This is a genomic window from Pseudomonas sp. BNK-7, assembly GCF_048072025.1.
Classification (GTDB): Bacteria; Pseudomonadota; Gammaproteobacteria; order Pseudomonadales; family Pseudomonadaceae; genus Aquipseudomonas; species Aquipseudomonas danubii.
This window is the reverse complement of the sequence record NZ_CP182252.1, coordinates 4396863-4413752: the sequence shown is the minus strand read 5'-3', so window position 1 is coordinate 4413752 and position 16890 is coordinate 4396863. Positions and strand designations below refer to the sequence as shown.

The following is a 16890-nucleotide window of genomic DNA, read 5'->3' as shown; positions in this document are numbered from 1 at the left end:
TGAAGGGACCGGGGCGTCCCACTCACAGGCACCTGCCCAGGAGAGGAAATGCGCAAAGCCGCCCACAGCCTCGCCGCAGCGGCAAGAATTGGGGCTGTTCAACGTGGATTCGATGAGGAGCAAGACCAACACATCCGTGTTCCTGAACACAGTAATTCCCTTTACCAGTGAGTGCCTGAAGATTGCCAGAGACAACGGTGCATGCCTTGCTTCGTTGTTTACTCACACTACTTGGGTCGTATTTTCTCGCTGGTGCCTGCCGCTTGGTGTCGCTTGCTGCAAGGCAACGGTACGAGCGTAGTAGGCAAAAATGAGCTGTCAAATTCACAGACCCAGACTTTACACAGGATGGACGGATGGCCTGTCGGGCGACACCCGACCAGCGTCACTCAAGCCCCCGGCGCGGCTCTGCTCCAGCGCTTTCAGCGGATCGAAAGGGCCTGTTTGCGGCAGGCAGAAAAATTGCCAATGGCAATTTTCCAGATCGGTATTAGGCTGACGATCTACGTGCCTATCGGCTTTCGGCACAATGCCATCATGAAAAGGATGACCTTCATGAGTACTTCCAACACGGATCGTTTCCACGTCTTTGGCGTTTGCCCCCCCACTGATTACTGCCTGTTCGTCGACTATGTCCTGGACGACATCAAGGATCACGAAAACAGCTTGCTGCAGCGCATCCAGCAAACGCCCGATCCGGCCTTGCGGGTCTGGCGCGAGGGTACGGCGCTGCAAGGCACGGACATCTTCGAAATCGAATGCGTGAATGACCGGGAAACCGCACAGGAAGCCGTGGAATTCTGGCGCGCCTATTTTCGCTCCCTGGGCGAAACCATCATCAAGGCCGAGCACCTGTGTGACAGGCTGGAGTGAGGTCGGACCCAGCACCGGGCACGGCCGTCAAACCATCGGTACGCTGACTGCGGCAGCTGGACGCTAGGAGCCCATAACGCAAATCAGTTAGACTGCCGGCCTATTTTGTTCAGGCCCCTCGTCATGCCCGCAGAGCATGCTTCCAAGCCCTATACCCTCCTGGCGATCGACGACGATCCGCAGTCGTTGATCGTGCTGTCGAAAACCTTGACCTGCGAGTATGAAGTGCTGCTGGCGAAGAACAGCGAGCGTGGCCTGGCCCTGGCGCGCAGTGCCAGTCCCGACCTGATCATTCTCGACATCCTGATGCCTGAGATGGACGGCTTCCAGGTGCTCAGCGCGCTCAAGAGCGACCCGGCGACTGCAACCATTCCGGTGATTTTCCTCACCTCGCGCAGCAGCGTCGAAGATGAACGCCTGGGGCTGCTGCTGGGCGCCGCCGATTACATCGCCAAGCCGATTTCACCGCCGGTGGTACTGGCCCGGGTGGCCACACAACTGGGCTACCGCAACAAGCCCCTGCATGGCCTGCCAGCGGCGCCCGGACCTTGCGCCGGCAGCGACATGCGCGACGGTTTTGTCAGTGCATTGACCCTGCAACTGGCCGGCAATCCGCTGATCCGCCTCCAAGCCCTGCTCGACAGCCTGTCGATTGTGCTGCGCAGCAGCCTGAGCCGGCGCGACCCCGCGGCCTTTCGCAGCGCCGCCTGCCTGGCGCTGATGGGCCTCAATCAGCCGGGCAGCCGCATCGATCAGGCCCTGGGCCACAGCAGGCTGTTGATCGAAGAGATTCTCGCCCACGCCGAGCCGGAAGATCCGATCCTCAACCTCGCCTGGAAAATGACCCACGCCGACGCCTTGCTCAAGGGCCCTGGGGAGCTGCCCAGCGGCGAGCAGTTGCCACTCTCGGCCCGTCTGTTTGCCCTGGCGCTGAACTACCACCTGAGCCTGCTGCAGAGCGCGCCCGAGGACCTCCACAGTCGGCATGCGCATGCCATGGACCAGCTGTACCGCCAGCCCGGGTTCGAGCAATGCATCGGCGGCGACCCGCAGGCACTGTCGGCGGCCTTGCTCAGTTCGTCACAGACCTTTTTTGGCCGGTGAGCGGACGGTGAGCCTGGCCAATGCCTAACTTCGCGGATCTGGAGCTGTTCATTCTGATCGCCGAGCTGCAGGGCCTGTCCCCCGCTGCCCGCGTCATGTCGATCACCCCGGCTGCCGCCAGCCTGGGGCTCAAGCGCCTGGAAAGTCGCCTCGGGGTGCGGCTGTTCACCCGCTCCACTCGCACCATGAAGCTGACCCCCGAAGGCGCACGCTACCTGGACAGTGCCCAGCACGCGTTGAAGATCCTGGCCAACGGCAAGCGCTCGTTGCGCCACGATGACGGCATGCTGGAACTCACGGTGTCTTCCGACCTGGGCCGCAATTTGCTGCTGGACATGCTCGCCCGGCTCAAGCATGAGCGGCCGCGCATGTACATCAAGCTGGCGCTGAGCGACAAGCAAGAGGACCTGCTCAAGGGGCGCTTCGATGCCGCGTTGCGCTATGGCAAGAACCAGGCGCTGGATCTGGTCGAGCTGCCGGTGCTCAAGCAGCATTACTTCATCGCCTGCGCCGCGCCCGATTACCTGGCGCAACATGGCCAGCCTGAGGCGCCGCAACAGTTGAGCGAACACGAATGCATCATCTGTCACAGCATCGGCCGCCCGGAGAGTCGCTGGCGTTTCCATGGCGCCGGCAAGGTCGAGGACGTGCCGGTGCAAGGGCACTTTTGCTGTGATGATGGCGATGCCGCACGGCGCTGGGCCGTGGCCGGCCACGGCGTGGTCAACCTGCCGCTGCTGAATGTCGTCGAGGACCTGCTCGCCGGTCGCTTGCTGGCGCTGCTGCCGGGCTGGCAATCCGATCCTGCGCCGCTGAATCTGGTGGTATCGCACCGCTCGCAGATCACTTCGTCGTTGCGCGCCTTGCATCAATGCCTGGTCGAGCACTGCACTGACCGCATGGCCCGCTATCAGGCCCTGAGCCAGAACAGCCGCTAGCCCTGCAAGTCCACTAGCAGGTCAAGGGCCTGCTGGAACTCCAAGCGGTAGATCCGCTCTTGAATGGCCCGCAGCGGGCCGCACGGGTATTGCTCGTACAGCTCATCGATCAGCGCCAGGGCCTGGGCATTATGCTTGCGCAGCAGCTGGGCCAGCCGCTCCAGCGCCAGCACCTGCTCAGCGTCCAGTCCCAGGCTCGGCGCTACCAGATCTTCGTTCGCCACTGGCAGGGAAGCCAGGCCGGCCAGTACCGGCTCCAGGCACTGCGCCAGATGCTCGATCAGCGGCCCCAGCGCTGCCGGCCCGGCCGCCTGTTCCTCCAGTTGTCTAGCGGCTTCCTTGACCGCCGTGGCGCCGATGCTCCCGGCATTGCCCTGCAGGCTGTGGGCCAGAAAGCCGATGGCGGCCAAGTCCCCGGCGGCATGGGCGTGCCACAAGCGCTCGATGACCTGCTGCTGGCCGTCACGAAAGTCGACCAAGAGTTTGCGCTGCAGAGCCAGGTCCTGGTTGACCACCGCCAGCCCCAGCGCGGTGTCGATCCCTTCGTAGGTCGAGGTCAAGACGCTTGCATCCGGTAGCGCTGCGCTCTGCGCGAGTGGCATGTCCGTGCCTGCAATCCAGCGCACCAGGGTCCGATAGAGCGCCGCGACCTCCAGGGGCTTGCTCAGCAGATCGCTCATGCCGGCCGCCAGCGCCCTGCCCTGCACATCGGTCTGGTGACTGGCGGTCACGGCAATGATCGGCAGGGACTGCAAATGGGGGTAGCCACGAATCTTGCGCGTGGTGCCGAAGCCGTCCATGACCGGCATCTGGCAATCCATCAGCACCGCATCGAAATGCCCCTGCTCCAGCAACAGGCGCAAGGCCTCGGCACCATTGACCGCCAGCACCACCTGGACCCCGACGCGCTGCAGCAGGCCCAGCAGCACTTCCTGGTTGAGACGGTTATCCTCGACCACCAGCACCCGTTTCCCCGCCAGCCAGCGTGCCGGGGCATTGACCAGACCCGGCCCCGCGACCTCGCCCATCGATGGCCCGGCAGGCGCAGTGCCGCTTGAAGCGTGCCCTTGCTCAAGCGCTGGCGGCGCCAGCCCCAGCTGCACACTGAACTTGAACGTCGCGCCCTGCCCCAGCCGGCTATTGACCCAGATATCGCCCTGCATCAGTTGCACGATTTTCTTCGAGATGGTCAGCCCCAGGCCGCTGCCGCCGTAACGCCGACTGATGGACCGGTCGGCCTGGACAAAGGCATTGAACAAACGGGCCTGCTGCTCGTCGCTGATGCCTACCCCGGTGTCGGTGACGCTGAAGCACAGCAGGGCCTGATGATCCCACTGGCGCACCAGGCACACACCGATACAGACATGGCCGGCCTCGGTGAACTTGATCGCGTTGTCCACCAGGTTGGTCAGCACCTGGGCCAGACGCAGTGGATCACCGACGTAACGGCGCGGCAGCGACGCCGGAATATCCAGCTGCAGCCGCAGCGCCTTTTCCTCTGCGCGCTGGCGAACCAGCAGCAACACATCGTCCACCAGCTCCCGCAGGTCAAAGCCGGTTTGCTCCATGCTCAGCTTGCCGGCCTCGATCTTCGACAGATCCAGCACGCCGTTGATGGTGCCCACCAGGTGCTTGGCCGCACGGTCGATCTTTTCGATGTAGTCGCGCTGCACCGGCTCCAACGGCAAGTCCTGGACCAGGTGGGCCATGCCGATGATCGCGTTCAGCGGCGTGCGGATTTCATGGGACATGCAGTCGAGAAATTCCGACTTGGCCTGGGTCGCCCGCTCGGCATCGCGCCGTGATTGCTGGATTTGCGCTTCCACCGCCTTGCGTTCGCTGATGTCCTGCAGCACCCCGGTGACTCGCGTCGGCGCGCCACTGGCGTCGCGCTGCATGATCTTGCCGATGTCCATGACCCACAGCCATTGCCCCTCTTTGTTGCGCATGCGGTATTCGGCGCGGTATTCGCCGACTTCATCGTTCAGGTGCGCCTTGAGCCGGGCCATCACCGGCTCGTAGTCGTCCGGGTGCACCAGAGCGGTCCAGCGCTCCAGGCCATGGCCGAAGGCCTGTTCCATCTGCTGTTTGCTGTAGCCAAGAATCTGCAGCCAGACATCGTTGTTGATGACGGTCCCCAGGCGCAGGTTCCAGTCCCACAGCCCCAGGGCCCCGCTTTGCAGGGCCATGTCCAGGCGCTGTTCGCTCTGCTCGATCTGCGCCACGTCACGCTTGTGTCGTCGGGCGTCGGCCAGACGCCGCAGGCCGCCCCACAGCAACAGCAAGAACACCAGGGCACTCACTCCCTCGATCAGCAGCACCTGTTCCGCCGGTAACAGTGCGTCCAGGTCGCCCAGGGTGATCAGGGTCCAGGGACCGCTCGGGTCATTCCAGTCGAAATCCACCCGGGACAGGCTGTAGCGCCGGCCGTCCAGCCGGACCACCGGCTGGTGGGCATCGAAGGGCAAGCGCTCAGGCACCCCGTTGGCAAACCGATAGTCGCTGAACTGGCGGCGGATCTCCCCGGTGAAGCGGTTCCAGGGCCAGGCGCGGTCGGACTTGAGGACCAAGTCCGGGGAACTGGCGGCCAGCACCACGCCGCTGGGGGACAGGATCATCTGCAGATCGGCGCTGTACGGCTTGCTCAAGCTGGCATCGAGCGTATCGGCGTCAAACCGCGCCACCAGCACCCCGATCACCTGGTCCTGGCGCGTACGCGACTCGAAGATCGGCACCGCCATGTAGAACATGCGCGTGCCGGTACTGGTGCTGATGGCGCCGTAGACACTGCTGCCGCCATTGAGGGCCACTTTGAAGTAGGGACGGAAGGCCACATTCAGCCCCAGGGGCGTCTGCCCCTGCTGGTCGTAGGCGGCCACCACCACCCCGTCCCGGTTGAGGACAAACGCATGGTTGGCATCCACCACCAGGGACAGGGTCTTGAGCGGCAGGGTGGCCCGTTCCATCAGCTCGGCAGAGGGCGCAGGCTCCAGGACGATGCGCTTGAGCCAGGGGTTGTGGCGCCCGAGGATCGACAGTGCGCCAATGGCAAAGCCGTTGGATTTCCATTGCTCCAGGTCCTGGGCCTGCTCCTGGGTCTGCATCTGGACGCTGGCCCGGTAGACGTCTTCGACCTGCACCCGGTAGTAGTTGCCCAACGCCACTGCGGCGCCGACCGCGATCACCACCCCCAAGGCATAACAGCAGCGTTTGTGACTGTCGAAGAAGTCCAATAACCCGTACAACCGCTCGCCCCTTTACCTTGAAAAAAACCCTGCCCGCCAACCCTGGCCCGGTGCCTTGCCAGGCCCTGTCAGCGTTTGGCCAGCCGGCGTGGAAACTCCGGCGGCAGAAAATCCAGGTCCGGATCGTAGTCGGCCTTGAGGTAATCACAAAGCGCCTTGAGGTCCTGGGGCGACAAGGTTCCCACCGCTTGCTTGAGCCGCAGGGTGTCGAGAATGTAGTCATAGCGGCTGTTGTTGTACTGGCGCACGGCGTTGTACAGCTGACGCTGCGCCTCCAGCACATCGACGATATTGCGGGTTCCGACTTGAAAGCCCATCTGCGAGGCCAGCACCGCGCCCTGGTTGGAAATGATCGACTGGCGCCGCGCCTGCACCTGATCGACACCGCTGTTGAGGCCACGATGCAGGTTGCGGGTCTGCTCCACGACCTGACGCCGCAAGCCGTCGTTGAGGGACTCGCGCTGGTTCATCCGCTGGTGGGCTTCGCGCACCTGGGAGCGGGTCTGGCCGCCGCTGAACAGCGGAATATTCAACTGCAGCCCGACCGTGCGCTGCTCGACGTTGCCGCCGTAGCCGTTGCCACGGATATCGCTGTTGCCGTAACCCAGGCTGTCGTTGTCACCGATCTGGTAGCGCAGCACCGCATCCAGGGTCGGCGCGTGCCCGGCCTTGCGCGCGCTCAGGGTCTGCTGCGTCGCCTCCAGGGCGTACTGGCTGGCCTGCAGGGTCAGGTTCTGGCGCACCGCGGTGTCCACCCAGCGCCGGGCGTCGTTGGGTTCGGGCAACAGCACCGGCATGTCGTGGCGCAGCCCCTGGATCGCCTGGTACTGCTGATGCGTCAGGGTGTCCAGGGCTTGGAAGGCATCGTCGGTCTGCTTCTGCGCGACGATGCGGTTGGCCCGCGCGGTGTCATGCCCGGCCTGGGCCTGCAGCACATCGGTGCGGTCCGACAGGCCCAGTTGCAAGCCGCGCTCGGCCAGTTGCTGCTGGCGCTTGAGCGCCGCTTCCTCGGCCTTGGCCGCCGCCAGGGCGTCCTGGGCCTTGAGCAGGCCGAAGTAGGCCTGGGCGCTGTCGAACATGAGTTTCTGCTCGGCGGCGGCCAGCTCCAGCTGGGCCTGCTGGTCTTCGGCTTGCGCCGCCTTGAGGGCGAACCAGCGATCGGCGCGGAATATCGGCTGGTTCAGCACCGCTTGATAACTGTTGCCACTGCGCCGGGTGTCCTGCCGTGGCTGCTGCAGGGAGGTGCGGGTGGCATTCAGATCGGCGCTGGCGGACAGCGTCGGCAGCAGGCCGGCCCTGGCCTGGGGCACCGCCTCGGCGCGGGCCGCCTGATCGGCCTGGGCCGCCGCCAGCTCGCTGTTGTTCTGCCGGGCATCCAGGTACACCCGCCACAGGTCACTGGGCAGCGCCTGGGGCCGCTGTTGTGGCATAGGGGGTGGCGGATGCTGCGCTGAGTCTGGTGGCAGGTCTTGCTGATGCAATGGCAGCGCCTGCACCAGGGGCGCCGCCAACAGCGGGACGACAAGCAGCCAGCCGGCAAAGGCTCGCTGCCGCGAATTCATGGGTTTGCTCATGGTTGGATCTAACACCGGGAAAAGAGGGAGCCGCAGACAGGAGAGGCTTTGCGCCCCTCCTGTGTTTCTGCTGCGTGGTCAGGTCAGTGAAGGCACCAGCACCGCCTGCGCGGCCTGATGGTGTTTGGGCAGCTGTTCGCGAGCGCCGCCTGTGTCAGCGAAGGCCGCCATGGCCCCGCTGAGTTTTGCCAGGCTGGGGCCCTGGCCATCTGCCGCCGGGTCCAGCCCAGCCGCCGCCGAGCTCAGAGCATTCGCCGCCGGCAGCGTCTCGCGCTGGCTCCAGGCCAGCTCGAACACGCTGTCCCGGGCTGATCCGCTCGGGCCAAAGCCCTTGAGCAGCTGCTCGACGCTGAGCATCGACGCATCGCCTTTGAGCTCGATCAGCAAATGCCCATGGGCGGCCGCCTGGCTGCCCAGCACCTGGCGCAGCACCAGGGCGGTGCCATTGCCCGTGTCGGTCAACTGCACGTCCTCACCCCGACGGCTGACGAGCATGTGCTTGCCATCGGCCACCGGCAGGATCACCCGGTCCAGAGCCAGGCCCGGATCGTCGTTGTCGATGACCACCGTGCGGTAATGCGCCCACATCGCCGGAGTCAGGCGGTAGGTGTCACCCCCGGCGCCGCCGTGCAGCACCAAACTGTCGACCCCGGCAATCAACGGCGGCGCCAGATCATCCTGATGACCATTGCCGCTGGCGCCCTGAAGCAGCAGCGAGGAGCCGATACGCTCGACATTGGCGTAGTGGCCAAGCTGCTGTGCCTGGCCGTCCTTGAGCTGATACAGCGCCTGCTCGGTCGGGCTATAGACATAGGCCGAGTTCGGCGTCCCGGCGGCGACTCCGATAAAGCGCAGGTCGCTGCCCGCAATACCGCTGCTGGCAAACATCTGCCCACTGGCGATATCGAACCAGCCGCGGCTGGCGCCATCCTGCAAGGTCAACACACCTTTGGCGCCCCACTGTCCAGCCACGGTCGCCAGGGCCTGGGGCAGATTGCCCAGATGTGCCTGCTGCCAGCCCTTGTCCACGGCCACCAACTGCGCATCGCCGTTGTTGCTGCGCAGCAGCACTTCGCCCTGCACGGTGGTCAGGCGCAAGCCGGCATCGACCTGGACCGCCGAGCGCAGTTGCAGCGTGGGCATCCAGTCAATGGCGGCCGGCAATTGGGCCGAGGCCTCAAGCACCTCATCGTTGCCAAACGCGCTCGGCAGTGCCTGGGATGTCAGCGGCGGCTGCAGATAGAGCTTGCCGCTCTCGGGCTCGAACAGCCGGGCACTGCCACTGGCACCGTCGAAGCCGAGAAACTGCAGCGGCTTGTCTTGCAGCGCGGACGACGCCACCACCACCTGAGCGTTGTGGTACCACACTGGCAACGCACGCTTGCCGTCGGCGGCCTTGACCCCGAATACCGCCAGGGTGGCGTTGCTGCCGGCGACCTCGGCGAGGTCCTTCCACCAGCTACTGCGCCCCTTGAGCCAATGCTCGTTGACCGCCTCATAGCTCAGGCGCCCGGTCGCCTCGATCCGCGCCATGCGCCCGTCCTGGGTCACGGCCAGCAGATGGCCGTTGAGATTGAGCACATTGGCCAGGGGCGGCGTGGTCAGGCGCAAGGCGCTTGGCTGGCCGGCATCGAGCACCTGCTGCCCCGGCCCTTCCTGGCGGAACAGCACCTGCTGCGCCTGGCTGTAGAAATAGAACACCTCCTGGCCACCGGGCTGGGCCAGGCTGCCGGCCAACACCAGGTCCGCCGGAATCTTCCAGGCACTTTGCACCTGCCCCGACGCATCGGCACTCGGCGCCTGCCCGGCCGGTGGCGCCAGGTTCGGCTTGATCACCACACCATCGCTGCTGCGCACCCAGTAGCGGTGCGCGACTTTGGCGTTATCCAGGCCAAACACCGTGATCAGCTCTGCCGCGGTCGGCTCCAGCAGGGGCGCGCCCAGGCTGTACACCGGTGTGTCGCGCGGGGTGGTCTGAGCCTCGTAACCCTTGAGCAGGGTACTGAGCAGGGTCTTGGCGTCCCTGCCATGCTGACCGTTGCTTGCCGACCGTTGCAGCAGCGACTCATCGCCGACCACCCCCACCAGCTCCATCCGGTCACCGAGGATGCGGAAGCTCAGCTCGGCTTCCCGTTCCTTGAGCTGATAACGACGGGCCAGATACACCGCGTCGCCCTCTTGCCAGAACCGGCTGATCTGGCCGGCGCTCTGGTTGAACGACGGGGCGAACTGCGCATCGACCTTGCCGCTGGCAATCTCGACCCGCCAGGCGGCGGCGTTCTGGGCATCGACGAAGTAGGCATGCTCGCCGATGACCGCGCCCAGCTGGGCGTTGCCGGCCTGCTGTACATCGGTGTCGGTGAACAGCATGCGGTCCTTGGCGACGTCGTAGTACGCCCGACCGACATTGCGCTCACCGTGCTTGTAGTTCTCCACCAGCACGTATTGGCCGTGCAACTGATGGGCCTGGGCCAGGTCCTTGAGGTGCTGTTCGATGCGCTGCCCGGGCACTTGCCATTGGCTGGCGTCTTCCTTGACCACGTCAGTGGTCTGGCCGACAAAATCGACTGCCCGCACTTCGCCCTTGGCGTTGACCAGCAGCACCTGGCCGCTTTGGGCCGGATCGAGCTTGACCTTGACCCCGCCCACCAGCAAATGGTCCTTGGCCACCGTAATGCTGTCGCTCTCCAGCTGGCTGCTGTCGATGATCCAGCGTGACGGCTGACGGCCGGCCTCGTTGCTGAGCCTGACCTCGGTGCCTTCATTGAGGCCGATCAGGTATTCGCCGCCGGCGCCCTGGATGTCGTAGCGCAGGTAGCCGTACAGTTCCTTGGGCAATTGCGGTACCACCAATTGCCGGTTGCGCCCATCCAGCAGCACTTCTACCGGCGTCTCGACGTACTCCTGGTGAATGCGCCGGATCGTCTCCTCGCTCGGGAAGATGTAGAAGTCGTAGTCGAAGCGCCGGTCCTGCTCGAGCCTGCGAATCACATCGAAGCCCGTGTCATGCCGGGTGGTGGCCCCCGGCAGGATCATGTACTCGTAGCTGATGTAGGACTTGGGCGTGCCCGGCAGGATCACCGTCCGGCTGTCGCCGTGGTCGAGTTTGGGCGGTGGGTTGCCGTGGCCAATGCCGCTGCGCACCTCGATCGCCTGGGCGCGGTCGTTGATCATCCGCGGGAAGTCGCCAACCCAGAAGAAGTAGTTGATCGCCCCGGAGCCGGTGGAACCGTGATGGGTGCGGTAGATGTACTGGCTGTCGAAACCGACCTCGCTTGAGCGCAGGTCGAGGCGCTTGACCACCGCTCCGGGCAGCGGCACCAGCACCTGCTGTTTCTCGTCATAACGGTAGCCGTTGCCTTGATAGGCCTTGTCCAGGGTATCGAAGTAACGTCCCACCGCCTTGGCGTCTTCGGCCACCGCGCCAAAAGCCTGGGCCAGGGCCGTGAAGCCTACCGCCAGGCCGCCGAGGATCACCCCCGCGCCGCCCAGCACCGCCGCGGTGGTCGAGGCGCCGACCAACCCGGCACCGATACCCGCCGCGCCGCTGACGAAGCTCGCCGAATCGAACGCCAGTTGGGTGCCGAATACGGCTTTCTGCACATCGTTTTCGGCATGGGCCAGCTCATAGGCATCCAGGCCGACCATGACCCCGCCAAACAGCACGCCTGCGCCCTCGTTGACCGTGTGCCCCAGGGTCGAGGCAAAGTCCTTGAGCGAGGACTCGGCGGCCAGGGCCTCGCCACGCAACGCGGTTTGCACCAGTTGGGTGACCTTGGCCACATCTTGCACGGTGCCGTGGCCGATCTGCGCCAGGCCCAGGTAGCTATGGATCTTCAGGGCCGTGGCCAGGTCCGGTGACACCACGCCCTGGGCTGCGTCCTTGCGGTTCTTGTCGGCCAACCACTGGATCAGGGTCTGGACCGCAAAGCCCGCGTTCAGGCCGTCCACATGCGCCGCTTCGCCGACCCCGGCGCGGGGCCGGATCTGCCCGTGTTCCAGGGTGAAGTGCTCGCTGAGCACGCTCATGTGCTCATCGACGAAACGACGGAATTCGACAAAGGTGCCGTCGTCGGTGCTCAGCCAGCGGGTCTGCTCGGGCTGGTCACGGTTGATGAACTGCACCCGATAGCCGCCCTCCGGCTGCGCCTCGGTGTTGGCGATGATCGGTATCCACTGGCTGCTCAGCTGGTGCTCCTGGGCCAGTCGGGTGCTGGCGGCATCGAAGCGCGCACCCCATTGCTCGGCGTCGAAGGTGGTCAGCGCCGCACCCAGGCGCAGGTCCTGGCTGACACGCTGCTGGGCACCTACCGCCTGCTCCACCTGACGGCGTTGGCCGATGACGCCGGCCAGTTCCTCGGGACGGGACAGATCGGCGACATTCAGCCCGCTGCCCAGCGGCACCTCGGCCATCTTGTGGGTGTCGATCTCGACCAGGTTGAAGGCCGGCTGCGACTGGCTGCCGAACGAGCTGTAGTGCGCCGCCAGTTTTCGGCGCACCAGGTGCTGCTCCATGGCCTTGGCCAGGCCCTTGCTGGAATCGAAGGCGAAGATCCCCACGTTCGGGTCATAGAAGTAGTAGCGACGGCCTTCGGGGCCCTGGGCACTGCCCACCAGCATCGAGTGGTTCCGGGTATTGAGGGCAAACATCGAGTCGCTGCCGCTGTTGGCCAGCCGCGCCACCACGTCGGACAACTGGAACTGCCCCAGCGCCTTGGAGGCCTGGACCGCGTCGACATTGGAATGCAGGCGGATCAGGCTGTTCTTGAGCAAGGTCGAGCTGCCGGCCTGGGGATCGGCCGAGGCCAGGAACAGCTTCTGCACCAGGCTGTTGACCCCCGCCTCGCCGCCATTGGCCAGGGCCACGGCCATGGCCCGGACCAGCGGGTAGCAGCGACCGCCGGAGCGATCCCCCACCAGCGACAGGTAAAAGTCCTGGGGTGCCAACTGACTGAAGACACTGCCGGCGCCCTGGAAGTCTTCACTGAAGGTCGCGGTCTGGCGCAGCACCTTGTCGACGTATTCGGCCTGGCTGGTTTCGCTGATGCGAGCACTCAAGGCGCCACGCTGCCCAGGCGTGAACTGGCCGTCGAGAAACAGGCGCTTCATTTCCAGGGCCGACTGCTTGCCGTCCAGCCCGGGGATCTTGATCTCGCGAAAATCCCGCACGCCATCGCTGAAGGCCGTGCCCCGGGCCCCGCGCTGATAGGCTTCGGCAATGGCGTAGCGCTCGCCGATGCTGGTGCTGCGCTCATCGCCCCCGCCCTGGATCGCCGTGTCGTCGGTGCGCACCACCGCAGCGCTGCCTTGCTTGGCCTGGATCTGCTGCCAGAGCCAGGTCTTTTCTACCGAAGCGGCCTCACGCAAGACCGGCTCGTACTGCGCCCGGTAGAAATCCTGGGTGAGGTTGAGCTGCTTGATCTGCTGGTCGATCAGGCGCTTGTCGCCCGCCCCGCGCCGCTGCTCCTGGAGTTGATAGCGCTGATTGCTGAGCTGTTCGATGTCGGCACTGACCCTGGCATGGACCGCTTCGCGCAGCCGATTCCAGGCGGCAATGGCCGGATGCTCGGCAGAGAAATCGCCGCCGTTGTAGACGCCATCGGCCACCCCTTCGCTGGACACGCCGAACTGGCTCGCGACTTTCTTCAGGTTCTGGTGCACCTGTTCGCGGTACTCGGCGAACTGGATCCGGTTGCGTTCCTGCACCTGGTTGTCGGCGGTCTGGATGGCAAGCGGCTCTGCACCCTCGCGCAACTTCGGCCAGACCATCTGCCCTTCGCGCTGGTACTCCTGGCGCTGGAACACCAGTTGCCACTGGCCGTCGACGAATTGCATGTACGCCGCCGCCAGGCCCTCGGCCGTGCCGGCCACCTGGTAGTCCTTGTAGTCGACCGCCATCACCACGTTGTCGTACAGCAGCGAACTGTTGACCCGACCGTCGTGATAGACCCGATAGGTATCGGCGTCCAGGCGGGTCACCACCAGCGAGCTGCCCGACAAGGTGCCGGTAAACAGGAAGCTGCCCGGGCGCGCCTGCCGGGGAATGTCCACATAGGCCGGCGCGGCGTTGGCCTGGTTCGGCCCGTTGTAGCCGAGGAAGTACGCCGGCACGCTGTCCGCGCTCGCGGTGCTCACGGAGTTGGCGCTGTGCTCGGTGTATTCGAGCTCATACAGCTTGGGCGCGACTTCCACCAACTGCACGTGGCCCTGGGCTGGCAAGCGTCCGGCCTTGACCAGGGCCTCGGCGCTGAGGGTGTGGGTCTGGGCGAACTGCACCGGGTCGGCGGCAAACTGATGAATGTCGGCGCTGCCCTGGCGTGGTTCGAAGCCGGCCTCGTGGGCTGTCAGTCCGCCCTTGAGTTGCCGGTCCTTGTCGGCCTGCCCCAACAGCGCAGGCAGCGGGCCGAGGTCGGTGAAGCGCGGCGGATGGAACTCCTCGCTCGGCGCCAGGCCTTGATTGACGATGGGCAGGACTCGGGCCATCACCGCGTCGTACAGCTCCCCGTGCAAGGCCTCGCGGCGCCCTTGGGCACGGTAGCGGTCGAAGGTCTGCAGCAGGTCCTGGCCGATGCTGTCCGGCCCCTGGGGTTCATAACGGGCGGCGACATACAGGGTTTCGAAGAACGAGTGATAGCCGTTGCGGATCATGAAGGCCGCGTTGGCCATCTGGAACTGCCAGTACTGCTTGACGCTCGGCACACGACCGAACAACTCCGGCAAGGCATTGCTGACGGTCTGGGTGGTGCCGGAAATGCCCCCCACGAACGGGGTGTCCAAATCGTTCATGTAGCGCGTGGCTTCATTGTTCGGATCGGGACGGAACTGGCTGTAGCTGCGGTACTTGTCGTCCTGGATCAGCAGCGCTGTATCGGTCTGGGCCTGCTCCGGGTGGGTATTGAGGATCAGGTAGGGGTCGGGCTGATTCAGCCGGTTGTTGATCATGACCTTGTCGGCGCCGGTTTTCGGCGTCAGCGCGGCATGGGCATTGACCGGCACCGCGGCCTTGGAAAAGCTGTCGGCCACGGGGCGCAGGGCATGGAACAACGCCTGCTTGCGCAGGCTGCGGCCCTGGTCGCCGGACAACAGCGCCTCGACCGTCGGGCGCAAGGCGCCGTCGGCCGGCGCCAGGCCCTGGGGGCCGCTCAACAACAGGTTCAGCAGTTTGCTGTCCAGGCCGCGCTCCAGCGTCACCTTATCGAAGACATGCACCTTCGGGTTGCCGGGATGCTGCGCGGCGTTGGCGCTGGCCACACGCTGGGTTTCCAACTCGATCGCCTGGGCGCGCCACTGTTCATACAGCGGTGCCAGCAGCAACTTGGCCTGGGCAATGTCGCTTTGCAGATAGCCGCCTTGCAGGACCTTGCCCAGTGCCTGGCTCTGCACCAGGTTCTGCCCCAGGTCGAACAACAGTTGATCGTTGTCGTGGCTCTGCCAGACCGACGCGGCGAAGGCCTGTTCCCACAGCACCTTGTTCAGGTTGTTGCCCTTGATATCCCGCAGGCTCGGGCGGCTGTGTTGCGCCAGCAGCACCCCGGCCGGGGTGATGTGGTTGCGTTCGAGCAAGCGCGTCAGTTGTTGCACGAAGGTGGCGCGCTCGCTGCTGCCTTCGAACAGCCGGCTGGCCTTGAAGCCTTTGTCGCGCAGTTGTTCCAGGCGCTCGAAAAACGCCGCGTTGTATTGGTACAAAGCCTCGGTCTGGGCCTTGCTCAGGTGGCTGCTGCTGACCTTGTCGCCCTCGACGGTCATCAGGGCAAACGGCGTCGCCGAACGGAAAGCGTCGCCCTGGGGCATTTCCAGCAGGTACTGGTGCTCGGCAAAGCCGACCGAGCGCTGCAGCTCATGAACATTGACGAACAGCCCGTCGCGGTCCGGGTGGTAGCTGTGCTGCCGATAGTCTTCGACGCCCAGGGTCTGGAAGCTGCTGAGGTCCGCGTTCTGGTTGATCAGCTCGCTCAAGGCGCCGGCCAGGGGCACTTCGCGAGGCACGCTGGTGCCGGGCGACTGGCCCGATACCTGGATGCCGACCTGGTTGGGCACCTTGCGATCGACGTTGGTCAACAGCAGCTTGTGGCCGTTGCTCAGCAACTGGGCCTTGAAGCCTTCACGCAGGGAGCTTTCCGACACCAGATGGTTGGCGAAGTACTGCTCGACGAACCCGGTCTTGACCAGCACCGAGCGAATCGGCGCAAAGGTCGGCGAGCGCATGGACGGCGGCTCACTCTTGAGCCGGTACTGTTGCTGCCAGGCCAGAGACCGGGCCGCGGTGCCAAAGGAAAAATTCAGCACGCCGTCGGTGGGCACCACCAGCCGGCCGTGGTCCAGGTAGAAGTCCTTGAAACGCCCATCGGTACTGGCATTGACCAGTGCCACGTTCATGCGGATATAGCCCGGGCGCTCTTCCATCATCAGCAGTGACAGGTTCACCGGCAGCTCGTCGGAAGCCCGAGGCGGCTTGACCAGTGCCGCCAGGCTCGCGGCCTGCTGCTGCGGTGCGGCCTTGAGCAAGGCGTTGTAGCGAGTACTCACCTCCTTGTAGGCCTGCAGCTCGGAGAACAGGGTCACGTAGGCCTGACTGAAGGTGGAGTCGGCAACCTGCACGCTCAGGAGCTTCTCCAGGCGATTGATCCGGCCCTTGAGCTCTTTCTGCTTGGCCGGCGCATCGGCTTGCAGGACCTCGGCCTTGGCGCCACCAGGACTGAGCAGCCGCAGGGCCTTGTTCCAGGTGCTGTCATAGTGGCTGATCGCCGTGTCCTGGCGGCTGTACAGCTGGATGTCGCGGTCCAGTTGCTGCTTGTAGGCAAGGGTGGCCGGAGTGTCGGCGATGGCCTTCATTTCTTTGCGGCGTTGTTGCAGCACCTGCAACTGGTCGCTCACCGAGACCGGGTTGTCCTGCATCTGGTAGTGCTGGGCGGCCAGCACGCTCAGGGTGCTCTGCTGCATTTCCAGCAGCCGCTCGCCGACCTGGCCGATGTACTCGGCGCGCTCGTCGGCGCTCATGTGGAACCATTCGGTTTGCCGCCCTGCCGTCTTGATCTGTTGGTCGATCAGGGTATTGAGCAGGCGCGTGAAGTCCTTGGACATAAAAGCCATTGCAATGATCCTTTGTCTGTTTTGAGCCGGGCCCTGCGTATTGCGCAGGGCTGCCTATGGATATGC

The 16890-nt window shown here is 64.9% G+C and carries 6 protein-coding genes; 3 read left to right on the top strand and 3 right to left on the bottom strand.

Going from position 1 to position 16890, the window contains the following annotated elements; all coding sequences use genetic code 11:
• Nucleotides 1–555: 555 nt before the first annotated feature.
• The 3 genes from ACMGF8_RS20370 (at nt 556) to ACMGF8_RS20360 (ending at nt 2915) form a co-directional block, all read left to right on the top strand.
• On the top strand, nt 556–873 hold the full coding sequence (locus ACMGF8_RS20370) for a hypothetical protein (protein WP_207167909.1): 318 nt from the start codon (nt 556–558) through the stop codon (nt 871–873).
• 123 nt (nt 874–996) lie between these two features.
• Nucleotides 997–1977: a response regulator gene (locus tag ACMGF8_RS20365; RefSeq protein ID WP_102865050.1), complete on the top strand. Its 981-nt coding sequence runs from the start codon at nt 997–999 to the stop codon at nt 1975–1977.
• A 20-nt stretch (nt 1978–1997) separates the two neighbouring features.
• Entirely contained in the window at nt 1998–2915 is a 918-nt protein-coding gene (locus ACMGF8_RS20360; RefSeq protein WP_115580025.1) for a LysR family transcriptional regulator, read from the top strand.
• On the opposite strand, the gene ACMGF8_RS20355 is transcribed toward ACMGF8_RS20360, so the two are convergent.
• The 3 genes from ACMGF8_RS20355 to ACMGF8_RS20345 all read right to left on the bottom strand — a co-directional run bounded on the left by ACMGF8_RS20355 (nt 2912) and on the right by ACMGF8_RS20345 (nt 16824).
• Nucleotides 2912–6148, bottom strand: a complete 3237-nt coding sequence (locus ACMGF8_RS20355; protein ID WP_207168053.1) for an ATP-binding protein — start codon at nt 6146–6148, stop codon at nt 2912–2914. The genes ACMGF8_RS20360 and ACMGF8_RS20355 overlap by 4 nt on opposite strands.
• Nucleotides 6149–6228: 80 nt before the next feature.
• Nucleotides 6229–7734, bottom strand: a complete 1506-nt coding sequence (locus ACMGF8_RS20350; protein ID WP_207167907.1) for a TolC family outer membrane protein — start codon at nt 7732–7734, stop codon at nt 6229–6231.
• Nucleotides 7735–7812: 78 nt separating this feature from the next.
• Entirely contained in the window at nt 7813–16824 is a 9012-nt protein-coding gene (locus tag ACMGF8_RS20345) for a TcdA/TcdB pore-forming domain-containing protein (protein WP_207167905.1), read from the bottom strand.
• Nucleotides 16825–16890: the final 66 nt, after the last annotated feature.

Excerpts from the sequence above, each read along its gene's own strand:
- ACMGF8_RS20370 (WP_207167909.1), top strand. The coding sequence starts at position 556 with ATGAGTACTTCCAACACGGATCGTTTCCACGTCTTTGGCGTTTGCCCC.
- ACMGF8_RS20365 (WP_102865050.1), top strand. The coding sequence starts at position 997 with ATGCCCGCAGAGCATGCTTCCAAGCCCTATACCCTCCTGGCGATCGAC.
- ACMGF8_RS20360 (WP_115580025.1), top strand. The coding sequence starts at position 1,998 with ATGCCTAACTTCGCGGATCTGGAGCTGTTCATTCTGATCGCCGAGCTG.
- ACMGF8_RS20350 (WP_207167907.1), bottom strand. The coding sequence starts at position 7,734 with ATGAGCAAACCCATGAATTCGCGGCAGCGAGCCTTTGCCGGCTGGCTG.
- ACMGF8_RS20345 (WP_207167905.1), bottom strand. The coding sequence starts at position 16,824 with ATGGCTTTTATGTCCAAGGACTTCACGCGCCTGCTCAATACCCTGATC.